General features: G+C 70.9%; 14 protein-coding genes. 2 read left to right on the top strand and 12 right to left on the bottom strand.

The features are described from left to right. Positions 1-144 precede the first annotated feature (144 nt). Together AB0959_RS35460 and AB0959_RS35455 are read left to right on the top strand one after the other, a co-directional pair. Positions 145-894 (top strand): beta-phosphoglucomutase family hydrolase, encoded by a 750-nt coding sequence (locus AB0959_RS35460; protein ID WP_366830847.1) that lies wholly within the window; start codon positions 145-147, stop codon positions 892-894. Further along, the gene (locus AB0959_RS35455) at positions 891-3,248 is read left to right on the top strand and encodes a glycosyl hydrolase family 65 protein (RefSeq protein WP_366830846.1); all 2,358 of its coding nucleotides are present in this window, start codon (positions 891-893) and stop codon (positions 3,246-3,248) included. Before AB0959_RS35460 ends, AB0959_RS35455 begins: the two co-directional genes overlap by 4 nt. Before the next feature lie 301 nt (positions 3,249-3,549). Here AB0959_RS35455 and AB0959_RS35450 read toward each other — a convergent pair whose 3' ends face one another. From AB0959_RS35450 to AB0959_RS35395, 12 genes are all read right to left on the bottom strand, one after another. Beyond that, positions 3,550-3,720 (bottom strand): hypothetical protein, encoded by a 171-nt coding sequence (locus tag AB0959_RS35450; protein WP_366830845.1) that lies wholly within the window; start codon positions 3,718-3,720, stop codon positions 3,550-3,552. A 136-nt stretch (positions 3,721-3,856) separates the two neighbouring features. Then, positions 3,857-4,213, bottom strand: a complete 357-nt coding sequence (locus AB0959_RS35445) for a hypothetical protein (RefSeq protein ID WP_366830844.1) — start codon at positions 4,211-4,213, stop codon at positions 3,857-3,859. 155 nt (positions 4,214-4,368) lie between these two features. Beyond that, on the bottom strand, positions 4,369-5,148 hold the full coding sequence (locus AB0959_RS35440; RefSeq protein ID WP_366830843.1) for a gamma-glutamyl-gamma-aminobutyrate hydrolase family protein: 780 nt from the start codon (positions 5,146-5,148) through the stop codon (positions 4,369-4,371). Then, entirely contained in the window at positions 5,145-6,635 is a 1,491-nt protein-coding gene (locus AB0959_RS35435; RefSeq protein ID WP_366830842.1) for an aldehyde dehydrogenase, read from the bottom strand. The genes AB0959_RS35440 and AB0959_RS35435 overlap by 4 nt, the downstream gene beginning before the upstream one ends. Continuing rightward, a complete protein-coding gene (locus AB0959_RS35430) occupies positions 6,635-8,104 on the bottom strand; it encodes an APC family permease (protein WP_366830841.1) in 1,470 nt (489 codons plus the stop codon). The genes AB0959_RS35435 and AB0959_RS35430 overlap by 1 nt, the downstream gene beginning before the upstream one ends. A 206-nt stretch (positions 8,105-8,310) precedes the next feature. Continuing rightward, positions 8,311-8,940 carry a TetR family transcriptional regulator gene (locus AB0959_RS35425; RefSeq protein ID WP_366830840.1) on the bottom strand — a complete coding sequence of 210 codons (630 nt, stop codon included), beginning with the start codon at positions 8,938-8,940 and terminating at the stop codon, positions 8,311-8,313. A 57-nt stretch (positions 8,941-8,997) separates the two neighbouring features. After that, the gene (locus AB0959_RS35420; RefSeq protein WP_366830839.1) at positions 8,998-9,843 is read right to left on the bottom strand and encodes a fumarylacetoacetate hydrolase family protein; all 846 of its coding nucleotides are present in this window, start codon (positions 9,841-9,843) and stop codon (positions 8,998-9,000) included. A gap of 11 nt (positions 9,844-9,854) precedes the next feature. Beyond that, positions 9,855-10,799: a 3,4-dihydroxyphenylacetate 2,3-dioxygenase gene (locus tag AB0959_RS35415; RefSeq protein ID WP_366830838.1), complete on the bottom strand. Its 945-nt coding sequence runs from the start codon at positions 10,797-10,799 to the stop codon at positions 9,855-9,857. Continuing rightward, positions 10,792-12,267, bottom strand: coding sequence for an aldehyde dehydrogenase (locus tag AB0959_RS35410; RefSeq protein ID WP_366830837.1), 1,476 nt, complete (start codon positions 12,265-12,267; stop codon positions 10,792-10,794). Before AB0959_RS35410 ends, AB0959_RS35415 begins: the two co-directional genes overlap by 8 nt. A gap of 121 nt (positions 12,268-12,388) precedes the next feature. Next, on the bottom strand, positions 12,389-13,201 hold the full coding sequence (locus AB0959_RS35405; RefSeq protein WP_366830836.1) for an acetoacetate decarboxylase family protein: 813 nt from the start codon (positions 13,199-13,201) through the stop codon (positions 12,389-12,391). Positions 13,202-13,213: 12 nt separating this feature from the next. Continuing rightward, positions 13,214-14,422, bottom strand: coding sequence for an FAD/NAD(P)-binding oxidoreductase (locus AB0959_RS35400; RefSeq protein WP_366830835.1), 1,209 nt, complete (start codon positions 14,420-14,422; stop codon positions 13,214-13,216). Positions 14,423-14,427: 5 nt separating this feature from the next. Continuing rightward, complete coding sequence (locus AB0959_RS35395; RefSeq protein ID WP_366830834.1) at positions 14,428-14,616, bottom strand: ferredoxin; 189 nt, start codon at positions 14,614-14,616, stop codon at positions 14,428-14,430. Between the last annotated feature and the right edge of the window lie 44 nt (positions 14,617-14,660).

The raw sequence follows: 14,660 nt of genomic DNA, 5'->3' as shown, positions 1-14,660 counted from the left end.
GGAGGAGCAGTCACCGACATCGGCCATCGCGCTCGACGCGGCATCAACCGATCGGTTGATGGCGGGCTACGACGCCCCGCGACGATGCCCCCGTGTGGCGGTGGCCACCGCACTGGGCCGGGCAGTTCTGGGAACGCAACACCTATGACAGAGACGACAGAAATCGGGCTGCCCAAGGGAATCCTGGCCTGCCTCTTCGACCTCGACGGGGTCATCACCAAGACCGCCGTGGTCCACGCGGCCGCGTGGAAGGAGACGTTCGACGACTTCCTCAGGCAGCGCGACGGCACTGACTTCCGGCCGTTCGACGACGTCACCGACTACGACGAGTACGTCGACGGGCGCCCCCGCGCCGACGGCGTGCACACCTTCCTCGCCTCCCGCGGCATCGAACTGCCCGAGGGCGAGCCCGACGACCCGCCCGACGCGGCGACCGTCCATGGCGTCGGCAACCGCAAGAACGCGCTGCTGCTGGAGCTGATCCGCACCAGCGGCGTCGAGGCCTACGAGGGCACCGTGCGCTACGTGGAGGCGGTCCGCGCCCACGGGCTGCGCACCGCGGTGGTGTCGTCCAGCGCCAACTGCCGTGACGTGCTGAGGTCGGTGGGCGCGGAGCACCTCTTCGACACGCGGGTCGACGGGATCGTGGCCGCCGAGCGGGGGTTGCCCGGCAAACCGCGGCCCGACACGTTCCTCGCCGCCGCGCAGGACCTGGGCGTCGAACGGCACGAGGCCGCCGTGTTCGAGGACGCGCTGGCAGGCATGGACGCCGGACGCGCGGGCCACTTCGGGTACGTCGTCGGGGTGGACCGCGTGGGACAGAGCGCCGCCTTGTACGCCCACGGCGCCGACCACGTCGTGAAGGACCTCGCCGAACTGCTGGAGCGCCCGTGATCACCCACACCTCCTACGCCGTAGAGCCCTGGTGCCTGCACGAGCACGGGCTGAACCTCGACGTGCTGCCGCAGAGCGAGTCGGTGTTCGCGCTGTCCAACGGCCACGTCGGCTGGCGCGGCAACCTCGACGAGGGGGAACCCCACGGGCTGCCCGGCTCGTACCTGGGCGGCGTGCACGAAATCCACCCGCTGCCCTACGCGGAGGCCGGCTACGGCTATCCGGAGTCCGGACAGACGGTCATCAACGTCACCAACGGCAAGATCATCCGGTTGCTCGTCGACGACGAGCCGTTCGACCTGCGGTACGGACAACTGCGCTCCCACGAACGCGTCCTCGACCTGCGCACCGGACTGCTGCGGCGCACCTGCGAGTGGACGTCGCCGACCGGGTCAACCGTGCGGGTGACCTCCACCCGGCTGGTGTCGTTCACGCAGCGCGCCATCGCCGCCGTCGCCTACGAGGTTCAGGCGGTGGACTGCGAGGCCCGGATCGTGGTGCAGTCGGAGCTGGTGGCCAACGAGCAACTGCCCGAGCGGAAGGGCGATCCCCGGGCCGCGGTCATCCTGCAGTCGCCGCTGGAGCCGGAGGAGCACTTCGCGGACGGCCACCGGCTGCGGCTCCTGCACCGCACGCGCCGCAGCGGACTGAGGGTCGGAGCTGCCGCCGACCACGTCATCTCGGGACCCGAAACGACCACGACACGCGCCGAGAGCAGGGACGACGTCGCTCGCCTCACCGTCACCTCCGTCCTCGAGCCGGGGCAGACGCTGCGGGTGGACAAGCTCGTCTCCCACGGCTGGTCCAGCACCCGCTCCCTGCCCGCCGTCAGCGACCAGGTCGACGCGGCCCTCGCGGCGGCCGGACACGGCGGCTGGCAGGGGCTCGTCGACGAACAGCGCGCCTACCTGGACGCCTTCTGGGCGCGCTCCGACGTGGAGGTCGACGGCGACGAGGAGATCCAGCAGGCCGTGCGGTTCGGTCTGTTCCACGTCCTGCAGGCCGGGGCCCGCGCCGAGAAGCGCGCCATCCCCGCGAAGGGCCTGACCGGCTCCGGGTACGACGGCCACGCCTTCTGGGACACCGAGACCTTCGTGCTGCCCCTGCTCACCTACACCTCGCCCGGCGCGGTCGCCGAGGCCCTGCGCTGGCGGCAGAACACCCTGCCCGCCGCCCGTGAGCGCGCGGTCCAGCTCGGGCTGCGCGGCGCCGCGTTCCCGTGGCGGACCATCGAGGGCTCGGAGGGCTCCGCGTACTGGCCGGCGGGCACGGCCGCGTTCCACGTGAACGCCGCCATCGCCGACGCCGCGGTCCGCTACACGGCCGCCACCGGCGACACGGCCTTCGAGCGCGACACCGCCGTGGAACTGCTGGTGGAGACCGCCCGGCTGTGGCGTTCGCTCGGTCACCACGACCCCCACGGGGCCTTCCACATCAACGGCGTGACCGGCCCCGACGAGTACAGCGCCGTGGCCGACGACAACACCTACACCAACCTCATGGCCCGGGCGAACCTGCTGGCCGCGGCCGACGTCGTCGAACGCCATCCTCGGCGGGCCGCGGAACTCGGCGCCGACTCCGAGGAGAGCGCGGCCTGGCGGGACGCCGCCGAGGCCATGCACATCCCGTACAACCACGACCTCCGCGTCCATGAACAGCATGCCGGGTTCACGCGCTACCAACGCTGGGACTTCGCGAACACGCGGGCCGACCAGTACCCGCTCATGCTGCACTTCCCGTACTTCGACCTCTACCGCAAGCAGGTCGTCAAACAGGCGGACCTGGTGCTGGCGATGTACAAGTGCGGCGAGTTCTTCGACGAGGAGCACACGGCCCGCAACTTCGCCTACTACGAGCCCCTGACGGTCCGCGACTCCTCGTTGTCGGCATGCTGCCAGGCCGTCATCGCCGCCCGCACGGGCCACCTCCCCCTGGCCTACGACTACGTCACCGAGACCGCGCTGATGGACTTGAAGGACCTGGAGCACAACACGCGCGACGGCCTGCACATCGCCGCTCTCGCGGGTACGTGGATGGCACTCGTCGCGGGCTTCGGAGGTATGCGCCACCAGGGCGACACCCTGGAGTTCGCCCCCCGGCTCCCGGAGCAGCTCAGCCGCCTGGCCTTCCATCTGGAGCTGCTGGGCAGCCGCCTGCGCGTGGAGATCAGGCCCAGGGCCGCCACGTACACGCTGCTGGACGGTGGGCCCTTGACCGTCCGCCACCACGGCGAGGCGTTCACCCTCGACAACGAGAAACCGCACGCCCTCGACATCCCGGCGCCGAGGCCCCGTCCGGCGCCCGAACAGCCGCCGCACCGGGAACCCGTGCATCCACGGGGGACGCGGAGCTGAGGGGGCGGTCGCCCGCGCCGACGGCAGTGTGACGTTCTCGCCGTGCCGTGCGCTGGACTGGGTGGGCCTGCCAAGCGGGCCCCCGCGAGGCCCGTTGGTTCCCCCCGTTGCACGGGATCCTCGCGCCCGGGGCGGGCGGACGTTCCCCCGTCGTCCGCCCGCCCCCGGCTTCGCCCGTACGCCGTGCCACTGCTCACGGCGCGTGCGGGGCGATCCGACGGCTGGGCCGGTGTGCCGCCCGAAACGCCGGCGCGGGGGACGCGCCGAAGGCCAGGCACCGGCGAGCTGCTCCGGCCCGGTCTCACTGGGGGCGGGACTCCTGCTGCACTCCGCCGTGCCCGGCCAGGGCCTGCGTTACCTCGGCTTGCGTCTGTTCGGCCACCACGCGGGCTTCCTTGACGACGTCACCACGTTCACGTACGAGGCTCTCGTAGATCGGAAGGTCGTCGTTCCCGATTGATTTGGGTGTCACAGAACTGGTCCTTGTGGGCGTCGTGCTTATGGGCCGGCCGATCGGACGCGAAATCCGTCCTTGGCGGGCTCAACGGTCATCGTGATTCTTCCGCATCGTCCGATCCGGATGTGCACCGGGCCGACCCGCAATGCGGTCAGGCGCGGTTGAGCCGTGCGGCGATCCCATGACCGATGGCCAGGTAAATCAGGGCCGGCAGACCGTAATTGAGGAGAACGCGAATGCCTTCCGTGTCCATGGTGAAAATGTCCTGTGACCATCCGGCGAGCCAGTCGGCCGTGCCGTGCACGAACTCGACGAAGACGTTGGACGTGTTGGCTCCCAGCAGGTGGAGCAGGATCCACAGCCCCAGGAATCCGGCGGCGATGTCGGCGATCGTGGCGACGGTCAGGGCCGTACGCCGGGCCGTGTCCCGGCTCCGCTCGGGGCGGTGCGAGTGATTCGGGGGCTGGTCGTAGGCGGGAGGGCCGGGTATCGGGTCGTAATTGCTCACTGGGGTCCAATCTGACGCGGTGCATTGCGGTGGGGGTATGGCGCGACTTCTGGGTTGCCCCTCGAAGGGAGAGCCCGTGTAATCCAGCGTCGTGCAATGCGTCCGCGTTACATGCCCGAGGGGTGCACAATTTGGGCACGGATTGCGCTGGTTGTTCAATGTTGTGAGGGGGTTATCTCTTCTTGGCCGCGGTCGGCCGGTGTTTCCTGGGAAATGTCGTAAAGCGCACCCACGTGCTGTCGCTTCCGGGCGGCTCGTACGAGGGCGTCGAAGATCCCCTGCTGGGCCCGATCCTCGTGGGCGGTGTCCTCGGGATGCCACTGGACGGCGCTGAACCAGCCGGCCGCCCCGGGAAGTTCGAGGCCTTCCACGGTGCCGTCGGCGGCCCACGCGGTGACCGCGAGGCCGGCCGCGACACCGTTCACCCGCTGGTGGTGGAAGCAGGACGCGTCGACCTTCTGCGCACCGGTCGCGCGCTCCAGCAGGGTGCCGCGCCGGATGGCCACCGGGTGCACGACGTGCCGGTGTGCGCCCTCCGGGCCGCCCATGTCCTGTTCCAGGGTGCCGCCCAGGGCGACGTTGACGACCTGGAGGCCGCGGCAGATCGCGAGCAGGGGCAGGCCCAAGTCCAGTGCGACACGCGCGACTCGCAGGTCGAAGGCGTCCTGCGTCCCGTCCACGTCGTACACGCTGTCATGGGTGGCGTCGGCGCCGTAGCGGTGCGGGGCGATGTCGCCGCCGCCGGGCAGCAGGACGCCGTCGAAGCGGGCGAGGCGGGAGGCGACCTCGCGGTCCGCCGGATGGATGCCCGCCGGTTCACCGCCGGCCCGCCAGACGGCCTCGACCAGCGCGCGGGGGTTGACCTCGGCGGCGTGGCGCAGCGCGGACGCCGTGGCCGAGAAACGGGCGGGGACGGCGATCAGCGGCCGTGTCACAGCTGGATCCACGTGGTCTTGAGGTCCGTGTACTTCTCGATGGCGTGGGCGGACTTGTCGCGGCCGTTGCCGGACTGTTTCACACCCCCGAAGGGGACGGTCAGATCCCCCTCCTCGTAGCAGTTGACCCAGACGGTGCCGGCCTTGAGCGCCCGCGAGACCCGGTGCGCGGTGGACAGGTCGGAGGTCCACAGGCCGGCGGCGAGGCCGTACTCGGTGGCGTTGGCCAGCCGTACCGCCTCCTCGACGTCGTCGAACGTGAGCACGGCGAGGACCGGCCCGAAGATCTCCTCGCGGGCCAGCCGCGTGCCGGGGTGGACGTGATCGAAGACGGTGGGCCGCAGGAAGCTGCCGCCGGTCCCGGCCAGCGCGCGCTCCCCGCCGGCCCGCAGACGCGCGCCTTCCTCGACGCCGGTGCCGATGTGGCCGAGGACGCGGTCCAGGTGGCTCGCGCCCACCATCGCGCCCATCTCCGTCGCCGGGTCCAGCGGATCACCGACCCGCAGCTCCCGGGCGCGGGCGACGATCGCCTCGGTGACGCGTTCGGCCACGGCGGAGTGCACGAGCAGCCGGGAGGGGGCGGTGCACATCTCGCCCTGGTTGAAGAAGATGCCCCAGGCCGCGGTCGCGGCGGCCTTCTCCAGGTCGGGGGCGTCGGGGAGGATGATGTTCGGTGACTTGCCGCCCAGCTCCAGCCACACGCGCTTGAGGTTGGAGTCGGCCGAGTAGCGCAGGAAGTGGCGGCCGACCGCCGTGGAGCCGGTGAACGCCAGGACGTCCACATCGGGGTGCAGCCCGATCGCGCGGCCGGCCACCGGACCGTCTCCGGTCACCACGTTGAGCACGCCCGGCGGCAGCCCGGCCTCGGTGGCGATCCGGCCCAGCAGCAGGGCGGACAGCGGCGAGTTCTCCGACGGCTTCAGGACGACCGTGCATCCAGCGGCCAGTGCCGGCGCCACCTTCCAGCTCGCCAGCGTCAGCGGGAAGTTCCACGGGACGACGGCGCCCACGACGCCCGCCGGCTCCCGGGTGACCAGGGCCAGGGCGTCCGGGGAGGTGTGGGGCGACTCGTCGGTGAGTTTCCCGGCCAACTGTCCGTACCAGCGGAAGGTGTTGATCGCGGCCCGCAGTTCGATCTCGTACGCGTCCGTGATCGGTTTGCCCATCTCCAGGGTGATGGTCAGCGCGAGCTGCTCCCGTCGTTCTTCGAGCAGTTCGGCGACGCGCAGCAGGATCCGGCCGCGGTCGGCGGGCGCGAGGCGTGGCCAGGGCCCGGAGTCGAAGGCCCGGCGCGCGGCGGCCACGGCCAGGTCGACCTCGGCGGGCCGGGCGTCGGCGACCTCGCCGAGGACCTGTCCGTCGCGAGGGGAGACGACCGCGAACGTGGTGCCCCCGCCCGGCTCGTCCCTCCCGTCGATGTGGTGCCGGTCGGGCAGGTCCAGATCCTCGGCACGGCGCAACAGGTCGTCGTGGGCGAGGGCCCGCATCAGCTCTCCTCCGCGTCCGCGATGGTGCGCCCGCGCCGGGTCAGCCGCGCCACCACGAGTCCCACGACCAGCACCGCGGGGACGGTGAGCTGGAGCCAGGCGGCGGTGGTCGGATCGCCGCCGATGAGCGTGGTGAAGTTCTCGATGATGAGCCAGATCGCGCCGGCGATGCCGAACGCGCCCAGAACCGGTGCTACCAGCGTGTTCCAGATCCGGGTGTCGGCACGGGAGCGACGGAAGTACACGACCACGGAGACGGAGGTGAGGAAGTAGAGGAGCATGATCCCCAGCACGGCCACACCGCTGAACCAGGAGAAGAGGGTCAGCACCGGGTCCTTGCCCAGGAGCGCGAACGGCATGACCAGGGCCGACGCGATCACCGACTGGACGACGCCGGCCACCCAGGGGGAGTGGCGCCGGTTGATGGCGGTCAGCCCGTGCGGCAGCAGACCTTCACGGCCCAGGGAGAACAGGTAGCGGTTGGCGGAGTTGTGGAACGCCAGGATGCCGGCGAACAGTGAGGTGGCCAGCAGGACAGGGAGCACGTCGCCGGTCCACGCGCCGAACTGTGCCGCGATGGGCGCGAAGACGAAGGACGTGGCGTCGCCGGACTCCAACGCCTTGCCCGCCTCGGCCGTCGCCGACGCCGCGCCGTGAGCGGAGACCAGCATCCACGAGGTGAAGGCGAAGAAACAGGTGATCACCGCGACCGACAGGTAGGTGGCACGCGGAACGGTCCTTCTGGGTTCCCGGGCCTCCTCGCCGTAGATGGCGGTGGCCTCGAAGCCGAACATCGACGCCACGGCGAACATCAGCGCCACTCCGGGAGCGCCCTGGAGCGCGGCGCGGGGCGAGAAGCTGTCCGCGAAGCCGAGCCCGTCGGGGCCGCCGCCCTTGGAGAAGCTCACGAGGGCGAAGGCGATCAGGATGCTGAACTCCGCCAGGACGAAGACGGCGAGGACCCTCGCTCCCATCTCGATCCCGGCGGCACCGAGGACCTGGACGATCACCATGGTCGCCAGGGTCCAGACCCACCATGCGACGTGTACGCCGGCGTAGTGCCCGACGAGTCCGCTCACCGTCGCCCCGTAGAGCCCGTACATGGCCGCCTGGATCGCACAGTAGGCGAAGAGAGCCACACCGGCGCTGCCGGAGCCGGTCGTGCGGCCCAGCCCCTTGCCTATGTAGGTGTAGAAGGCGCCGGCGTCCACGACGTGGCGGCCCATGGCGACGAAGCCGATGGAGAACAGCAGGACCACGAGGCCGGCCGCGACATACGCGGCGGGGGTGCCGGCCCCGTTGCCCAGGGCGACGGAGATGGGGACGGCTCCGGCGATACCGGTCAGCGGTGCCTGGGCGGAGAGGACGAAGAAGAGGATGCCCAGGACGCCGAGGGAATCGGGCTTGAGCCTGCCTGCCGGGGATGCGTCATGCGTGGTGTGCGGGGCGAGAGCCGTCTGACTGTCCACTCGGATCACCTGTCGGGGACGGGGAGGGATGGGGTTCGTTTCGGGCCAAACGAGTTGCCTCATGGTGGGTGGGAACTATCCGTTTGACAAGGGGGTCGGCGGAGATTTCCGTGCTTACGTTCGGGGTCGAACGAGGTTCGCCGCGCATACGGCGAAGACCCCGGACGCAGGCACGCCCGGGGCCATGAAAAGCGCAGCTCAGCGGGTCATGTGCGGGATTCGTCGGTGGTGTCGCCGCCGTGGGCTTCGAGGAGCCTCAGCAGGGAGCGCAGCTGCTCCAGGGCCGCGTCCGTGACCTCGCGCTCGCCGAGGACGAGTTGATGCAGCACCAGACCGTCCAGCGCGGCGAAGACCAGGCGGGTCAGTGCCTTGTCCGCGCCGGCCGGCAGCATCCGGCCCAGCTCCCGCCGGGCGGCGTCGAAGTACTCGTCGTACAGCTCGCGGATCTGCGGCAGCAGCTCCGGCCTGCGGCGCGACTCGAGCAGCAGCTCGTACTGGAACGCCTGCGTGTCCGGGTCCGCCACGACCATGTCGGACAGGCCTGTCGAGAAGTCCGCGATCTTGCCGGTGCCCGGTTCGAGGGCGCTGGTGCTCAGAGAGGTGCGGATCGTGTGGGCGAGAGCCTCCTCTATCAGCGCGTCGCGCGAACCGAAGTGGTGCACCACGAGGCCGTGGGTGACCCCGGCCTCCTCCGCGACAGCCCGGTAGGTGAGCTTGCGCAGCCCACCCCGCGCCACCACCCGCACGGCGGCGTTCAGCAGGGCTTCGCGGCCCTCGCCGTAGTGCAGGCGCTTGCGTGGCTGCCGGTTCCCGGAGCCGCGGGCGGACTCGGTCATGCCGGTGACCCTACCCGCACGGGCCCGGGCGGCCGCTGCCTGCCCGGACGAGAGTCATCAGCGCCTGGGCGGGCGGATGCCGCGGAACTCCCAGTCGCCGCCGAGCGCGGTGGACAGGACCTCCTCGGACTCGGTGGGCTGGGCGCCGACGTCGGTGCGGACGGGCGTCGGCCCGGTCACGACGTGGTTGGTGAGCCGGCCGAGACCCTCGACCTCGACCTCGACGACGTCACCGGGCTGGACGGGCCGGGAGTTGGCGGGGGTGCCGGACAGCAGCACGTCGCCGGGGAAGAGGGTGATGGTGCGGGCGATGTCGGCGACGAGGTAGTGCATGTCCCACTTCATCTCGTCGGTCGAACCGTCCTGCACCACCTGGCCGTTGACGTACGTCCGCAGTCTCTTGCCGTGGAAGTCCCAGTCGGTGACCAGGCCGGGGCCGAGCGGGCAGAGCGTGTCGGAGCCCTTGACGCGGAGCATGGAGCCGGCGTCGGTGTCCCGGAAGTCGTGCAGACCGTAGTCGTTGGCGACGGTGTAGCCGGCGACGTACGCGCCCGCTTCGGCCGGGGAGATGTTCCGCGCGGTCCTGCCGATGACGATGGCGACCTCGCCCTCGTAGTTGAGCCACTTGCAGCCCTCGGGGCGGACGATCGCGCCCTTGTGGGAGTTGAGGGAGGAGGTCGGCTTGTGGAAGTAGGTGGGCGTGTCGGGCAGGTCGATCCGGAACTCGTCCACGCGGCTGCGGTGGTTGAGGTGGACGGCGATGACCTTGGAGGGAACGACGGGAGGCAGGTGCTGGGCGTCCTCCGCCTTGACGCGGCGGCCGTCCCCGGCGACGAGTTCGTCCCCGTCGACGGTGACCTGGACGGCGGCGCCGTCCAGGAGGATGCGGCGGTGTTCGGGCATGGTGGGGCTCCTCAGACGGGGCTGCGCGGAGACTCGGTGCTGTGCGCGGACGGGGCGGCGGGCACACGAGTGCCGGTCCAGCCGTCGGCCGGACGGTCGAACCACAGGTGCGCCTGGCCGGTGCCGATGGAGTTCTCGTACTCGCCGTACTGACGGGCCCTGGCGACGCAACGCCGCTCGCCGAGGGCACCGGCCATCATCAGGTAGTGGAAGAACTTCGCCTCGGGCTTGTACGTCCAGAACTCGTCCATGGTGCCGAGGACCTTGTCGTGGCGGCCCTCCTTGAACCAGGCGATGCGCTCGCGGTCGGCCTCGCGGGCCTCGGGCGTGAAGATGTGCACCGGGTCGCTCGCCTCGTGGTCGCGCAGCTCGCGCAGCGGCCAGAACGTGTGGGAGAGCGCGCCGGAGGCGATGAGCAGGACGCGGCGGCCGGGGGTGGCGGCGATGCCGTCGGCGAGCGCCCGGCCGAGGCGCAGGTGGTCCTCCATGTCGCCGGTCTGGCAGACGCCGATGGTCACCCACCGCTTGTCGGGCAGCCCCTCGCCCAGGTACTTCCAGAGGTTGATGGTGGCGTAGTAGATGGGCAGGTAGTCGTCGTCGATCGCGGTGATCCACGTGCCGTGCTTGTCGGCGAACTTCTCGATGTTCTGGGCGAGTTCGGGGTCGCCGGGGAAGTCGTACGGCATCCGGCACATGCCGCGCGGCAGCTCCTCGGAGGTGAACAGACCGGCCCGGCGCGCCTGTGCGGTCACGACGAACTCGACCGTCGTGGCCCAGTGCGAGTCGAGGACGACGACGGTGTCGTAGTCGTCGCGTTCGAAGACGTCCTGGCGGAGCTGCTGAAGACCGGTGACGAGGGTGATCTCCTTGCCCTCGTTGAGCTCCAGCCGGTCCTCCTTCGGGAGCACGATGGTGGGGACGTGGGCGAGGAGTCCCGCCCCGACGATCTCACCCATGGTCCTGCCATCCCTTCGGGGCGGTCACCGTGTTCTTGACGTCGCAGTAGAAGTCGAAGCTCCAGGTGCCGCCCTCGCGGCCGACACCGGAGTGGCGGGCACCGCCGAAGGGGGCCTGAAGGTCGCGTACGAAGAAGCAGTTGACCCAGACGGTGCCCGCGACCAGCCGTGCGGTGACGCGTTCGGCGCGCTCGGGGTCGCCCGTGGCGAGGGTGGCGGCCAGACCGAAGCGGGTGTCGTTGGCGAGGCGGACGGCCCCTTCTTCGGTGGTGAAGGTCTGGAGGGTCAGGACGGGGCCGAAGACCTCCTCCTGGACGATCTCCGCGTCCTGGGCGACATCGGTGAGCAGGGTCGGCGTGTAGTACTGGCCGTCGTTGTCCTGGCCGTCGTTCCGGTGTCCGCCGATGACGGCGCGGGCTCCGGCGGCGAGCGCCCGCCGCACGAAGCCGTCGATCTTCTCCAGCTGGCGGGGGTGGATGGTCGGCCCTATGCCGGTGGCCTCGTCGCGCGGGTCGCCCTGCTTCAGTGCGGTGGCCCTCTCGACGAACCGGCGCGTGAACTCCTCGGCGACCGGCTCCTCGACCAGGATGCGGGTGGCCGCGAGGCAGACCTGTCCGGCGTTGTCGTACTGCTCCACAGCGAGGTCGACGGCGAGGTCCAGGTCGGCGTCGGCGAACACCAACAGCGGGGACTTGCCGCCGAGTTCGAGGCTGAGCGGGGTCAGGTTGGCGGCGGCGGACCGCGCGATCCGCCGGGCGGTGGGCACTGAGCCCGTGAAGCTGATCCTGCGCACGTCCGGATGCGAGGTGAGGGCGTCGCCGATCTCGGAGCCGTAGCCCTGGACGACGTTCAGCACCCCGGCGGGCAGCCCTGCCTCGGTGGCGATGTCCGCGAGCAGCGAGGCGGTCAGCGGGGACCACTCGGCGGGCTTGAGGACGACGGTGTTGCCGGCGGCGAGGGCGGGGGCGACCTTCCAGGTGGCCAGCATCAGGGGGGCGTTCCACGGGGTGATCAGGACGCTCGGGCCCGCCGGGTCCCACGCGACGTGGTTCCTGTGGCCGCGTGTGTCGAAGTCGTCGTGGGCCAGCTTCAGCAGCCAGTCCGCGAAGAAGCGGAAGTTGTGCGCGACGCGGGGCATCACGCCCCGGCGGTGGGAGCGCAGCAGGGCACCGTTGTCGGTGGTCTCGACGATGGCGAGCTCTTCGAGGCGCTTCTCGACTCCGTCGGCGATGGCGTGGAGAAGGCGGGCGCGTTCGGCGCGGGGGGTGGCGGCCCATGCGGGGAAGGCCTCACGGGCGGCGGCCACGGCGGCCTCCGCTTCGGCGGGTCCACCGCGGGCGATCTCGCCGATGGTGCTGCCGTCGATGGGAGAGCTGTCGGTGAAGGTGTCGCCGGAGGCGACCCGGCGACCACCGATCCAGTGCCGGGTGTCGACGGAAACACCGGCGACGACGATCTTGTCGGGCATGGGAAGGGCTCCATTCATGAGAAGGGGATCGCAACTCCGTAGGGGCGCGGGGCGGTACCGATATGCGGCTCCGCCGCGCGGGCGCGACACGCCACGGCGGACCCGCAGCCCGCCACCCGCATCACTCGGCAGACGCTTCCGACGTACCGGCCTCCAGCAACCGCCCCCCATCCCAAACCACACCGACCTGCCGGTAGTACGCGGCGATCGGCTCCCGCACCTCCAGCCGGGCCAACTCCTCCGTCGGCGCCTCGAACAGCTGCAACTCCGCGTCGCCAACCCACGGTTGACCGCCTTCGAACGACGCGGCCCCGGACTCGACCAGCTCGTCCAGCGCCAGCCCCTTGCCCTTCTCGATGGACGGCAGCCACCGGTGGTGCGCCATGGGGTGCCCGTTGACGAACCCGTTCGTGCCGGACGGCTCCCGCAGGGTGACCACGGCCTGGGCGAGGCGCCGGTCCGCCGCGGCCAGCGTGGCACCGAACCGTGCCCCCGCCTCGATCCGAGGAGCGGGCCCGTACGGGTGCGGACGCGTCTGATGAATGGACCCGAGCTTCTTGGGATAGCCCTGGTGAAGCCCCCGCGCGATCGCGAAGTCCTTGTCGACCCAGATGTGGACGCAGCGCGAGTACGTCTGTCCCTTGTACGTGCAGCGGACGACCGCGAAGGCCTCCTTGTACTGGGACAGCACCGGATCGAGCAGCTCCGTCCCCGACTGCGAGCACGACTGCCAGTCGGCCCAGACCAGCGCGACGGCACCCGGATCCTCGTCCGCCAACTCCAGGGGTTCCGGCAGGAGTTCCCGCACGCGCGCCGGATCGGTCCGGTACTCGACGGTCAACAGGTCACCCGAGTACCGCCACGGCGGTGAGGGAATCAGCGACGAGGTACCCGTCCCCGTCTTGGGATGGAAGTAACCACGAACTGAGGACATGGCGGGGGTTCCTTACGCGGTGAGAGCGGGCTGCTTCAGCAGTTGGGCGCGGTACCGGGCGGCAGCCAGGGCGGCGTTCTGGCCACCGAGCGCCACGACACCGACCAGTCGGCCCCCGGTGTGGTAACCGACCAGGACGTCGCCGTGCGGGTCGCCGTCCAGGACCCGTACGTCATCGAGGCCGAGGCCGGGCGCACCGAACGACTGCAACCGGAACTCGTGCTGGTCGCTCCAGAAGGTGGGCAGCGGTGCGAATGGCGCCAACTCGGCGCCCGCGCCGACGAGATGAGCGACCAGCGTTCTCGCCGCCTGCCTGGCGGTGTCGGTGGGCATCGACCAGTGCTCGACGCGGCGGGGTACGCCGTCGTAGCGGGCGTTGGGGAAGCGGGCGACGTCACCGACCGCGACGACCTCCGGCCGCCCTCCGGCCCGCAGCAGCCCGTCGGTGAGCACGCCGTCGGAGAGGTCGAGGCCGTTGCCCCCCAGCCACTCGACGTTGGCGACCGAGCCGACCGACTCGACCACCACGTCCGCGGGCAGCGCGGTGCCGTCGGCGAGCACGACGCCGGTCACGCGCTCGTCCCCCTCGAACCCGGCGACTCCCGTGCCGAGCACGAACCGCACCCCGCGCTCGTCGTGCCGCTTCAGCAGCGCGCGGCCGAGCAGTTCGCCGAGCGGTCCGACCATGGGCAGGGGCAGCGGATCGACGACGGTCACCTCGCGCACGCCGAGTCCCACAGCGGTGGCGGCGACCTCGCAGCCGATGAACCCGGCACCCACCACGACCACTCGCGCACCGGGCCGGATCAGCGCGTCGCGCAGCCCCTGGGCGCCGGCGAGCGTACGGACCGTGTGACGTCCGGTGCGCGGGCCGGGGCAGCGCAGGCGCCGGGGGCGCATGCCGGTGGCGACGACCAGCCCGTCGTACGAGAGCGTCGAGCCGTCGTCGAGGGTGACGGTCCGCCCGTCGAGCCGGGCCGCGACGACCTTCGCGCCGAGGCGCCACTCGACGTCGGCGGCGGCCGCCTTCGGGGTGAAGGCCAGCGACTCGAAGGGTGCCTTGCCCGCCAGGACCTCCTTGGACAGCGGAGGTCGGTTGTAGGGCATGTGGGGCTCGTCGCCGACGACCGTGATCGCCCCGGTCCAGCCCGCGGCGCGCAACTGCTCGGCGGCACGCAGACCGCCCAACGAGCCGCCCGCCACGACTACGCGTCCGGTCATGGACCTCAGCCCTCGATCCGGATGGCCTGCAGTGGACACACATCCGCGGCTTCCTCGACCTCGTCGCGGAGCCCGTCGTCCGGTTCGGAGACGTACCGCAGGTGTCCGTCGTCGTCCATCGAGAAGACGTCCGGGGCCGCGAAGACGCACTGTCCGTGGTCCTGGCACTTGTTCATGTCGACGACGACCTTCATGGCGGTCCTCCTGAGTGAACTCGTTTGGCTTCAAACAACATAGG

Origin of the sequence: Streptomyces sp. NPDC046862 (genome assembly GCF_040704615.1) — a bacterium.
Taxonomy (GTDB): domain Bacteria; phylum Actinomycetota; class Actinomycetes; order Streptomycetales; family Streptomycetaceae; genus Streptomyces.
The sequence above is the reverse complement of the archived record's forward strand: the minus strand, read 5'-3'. Positions and strand labels throughout refer to the sequence as shown.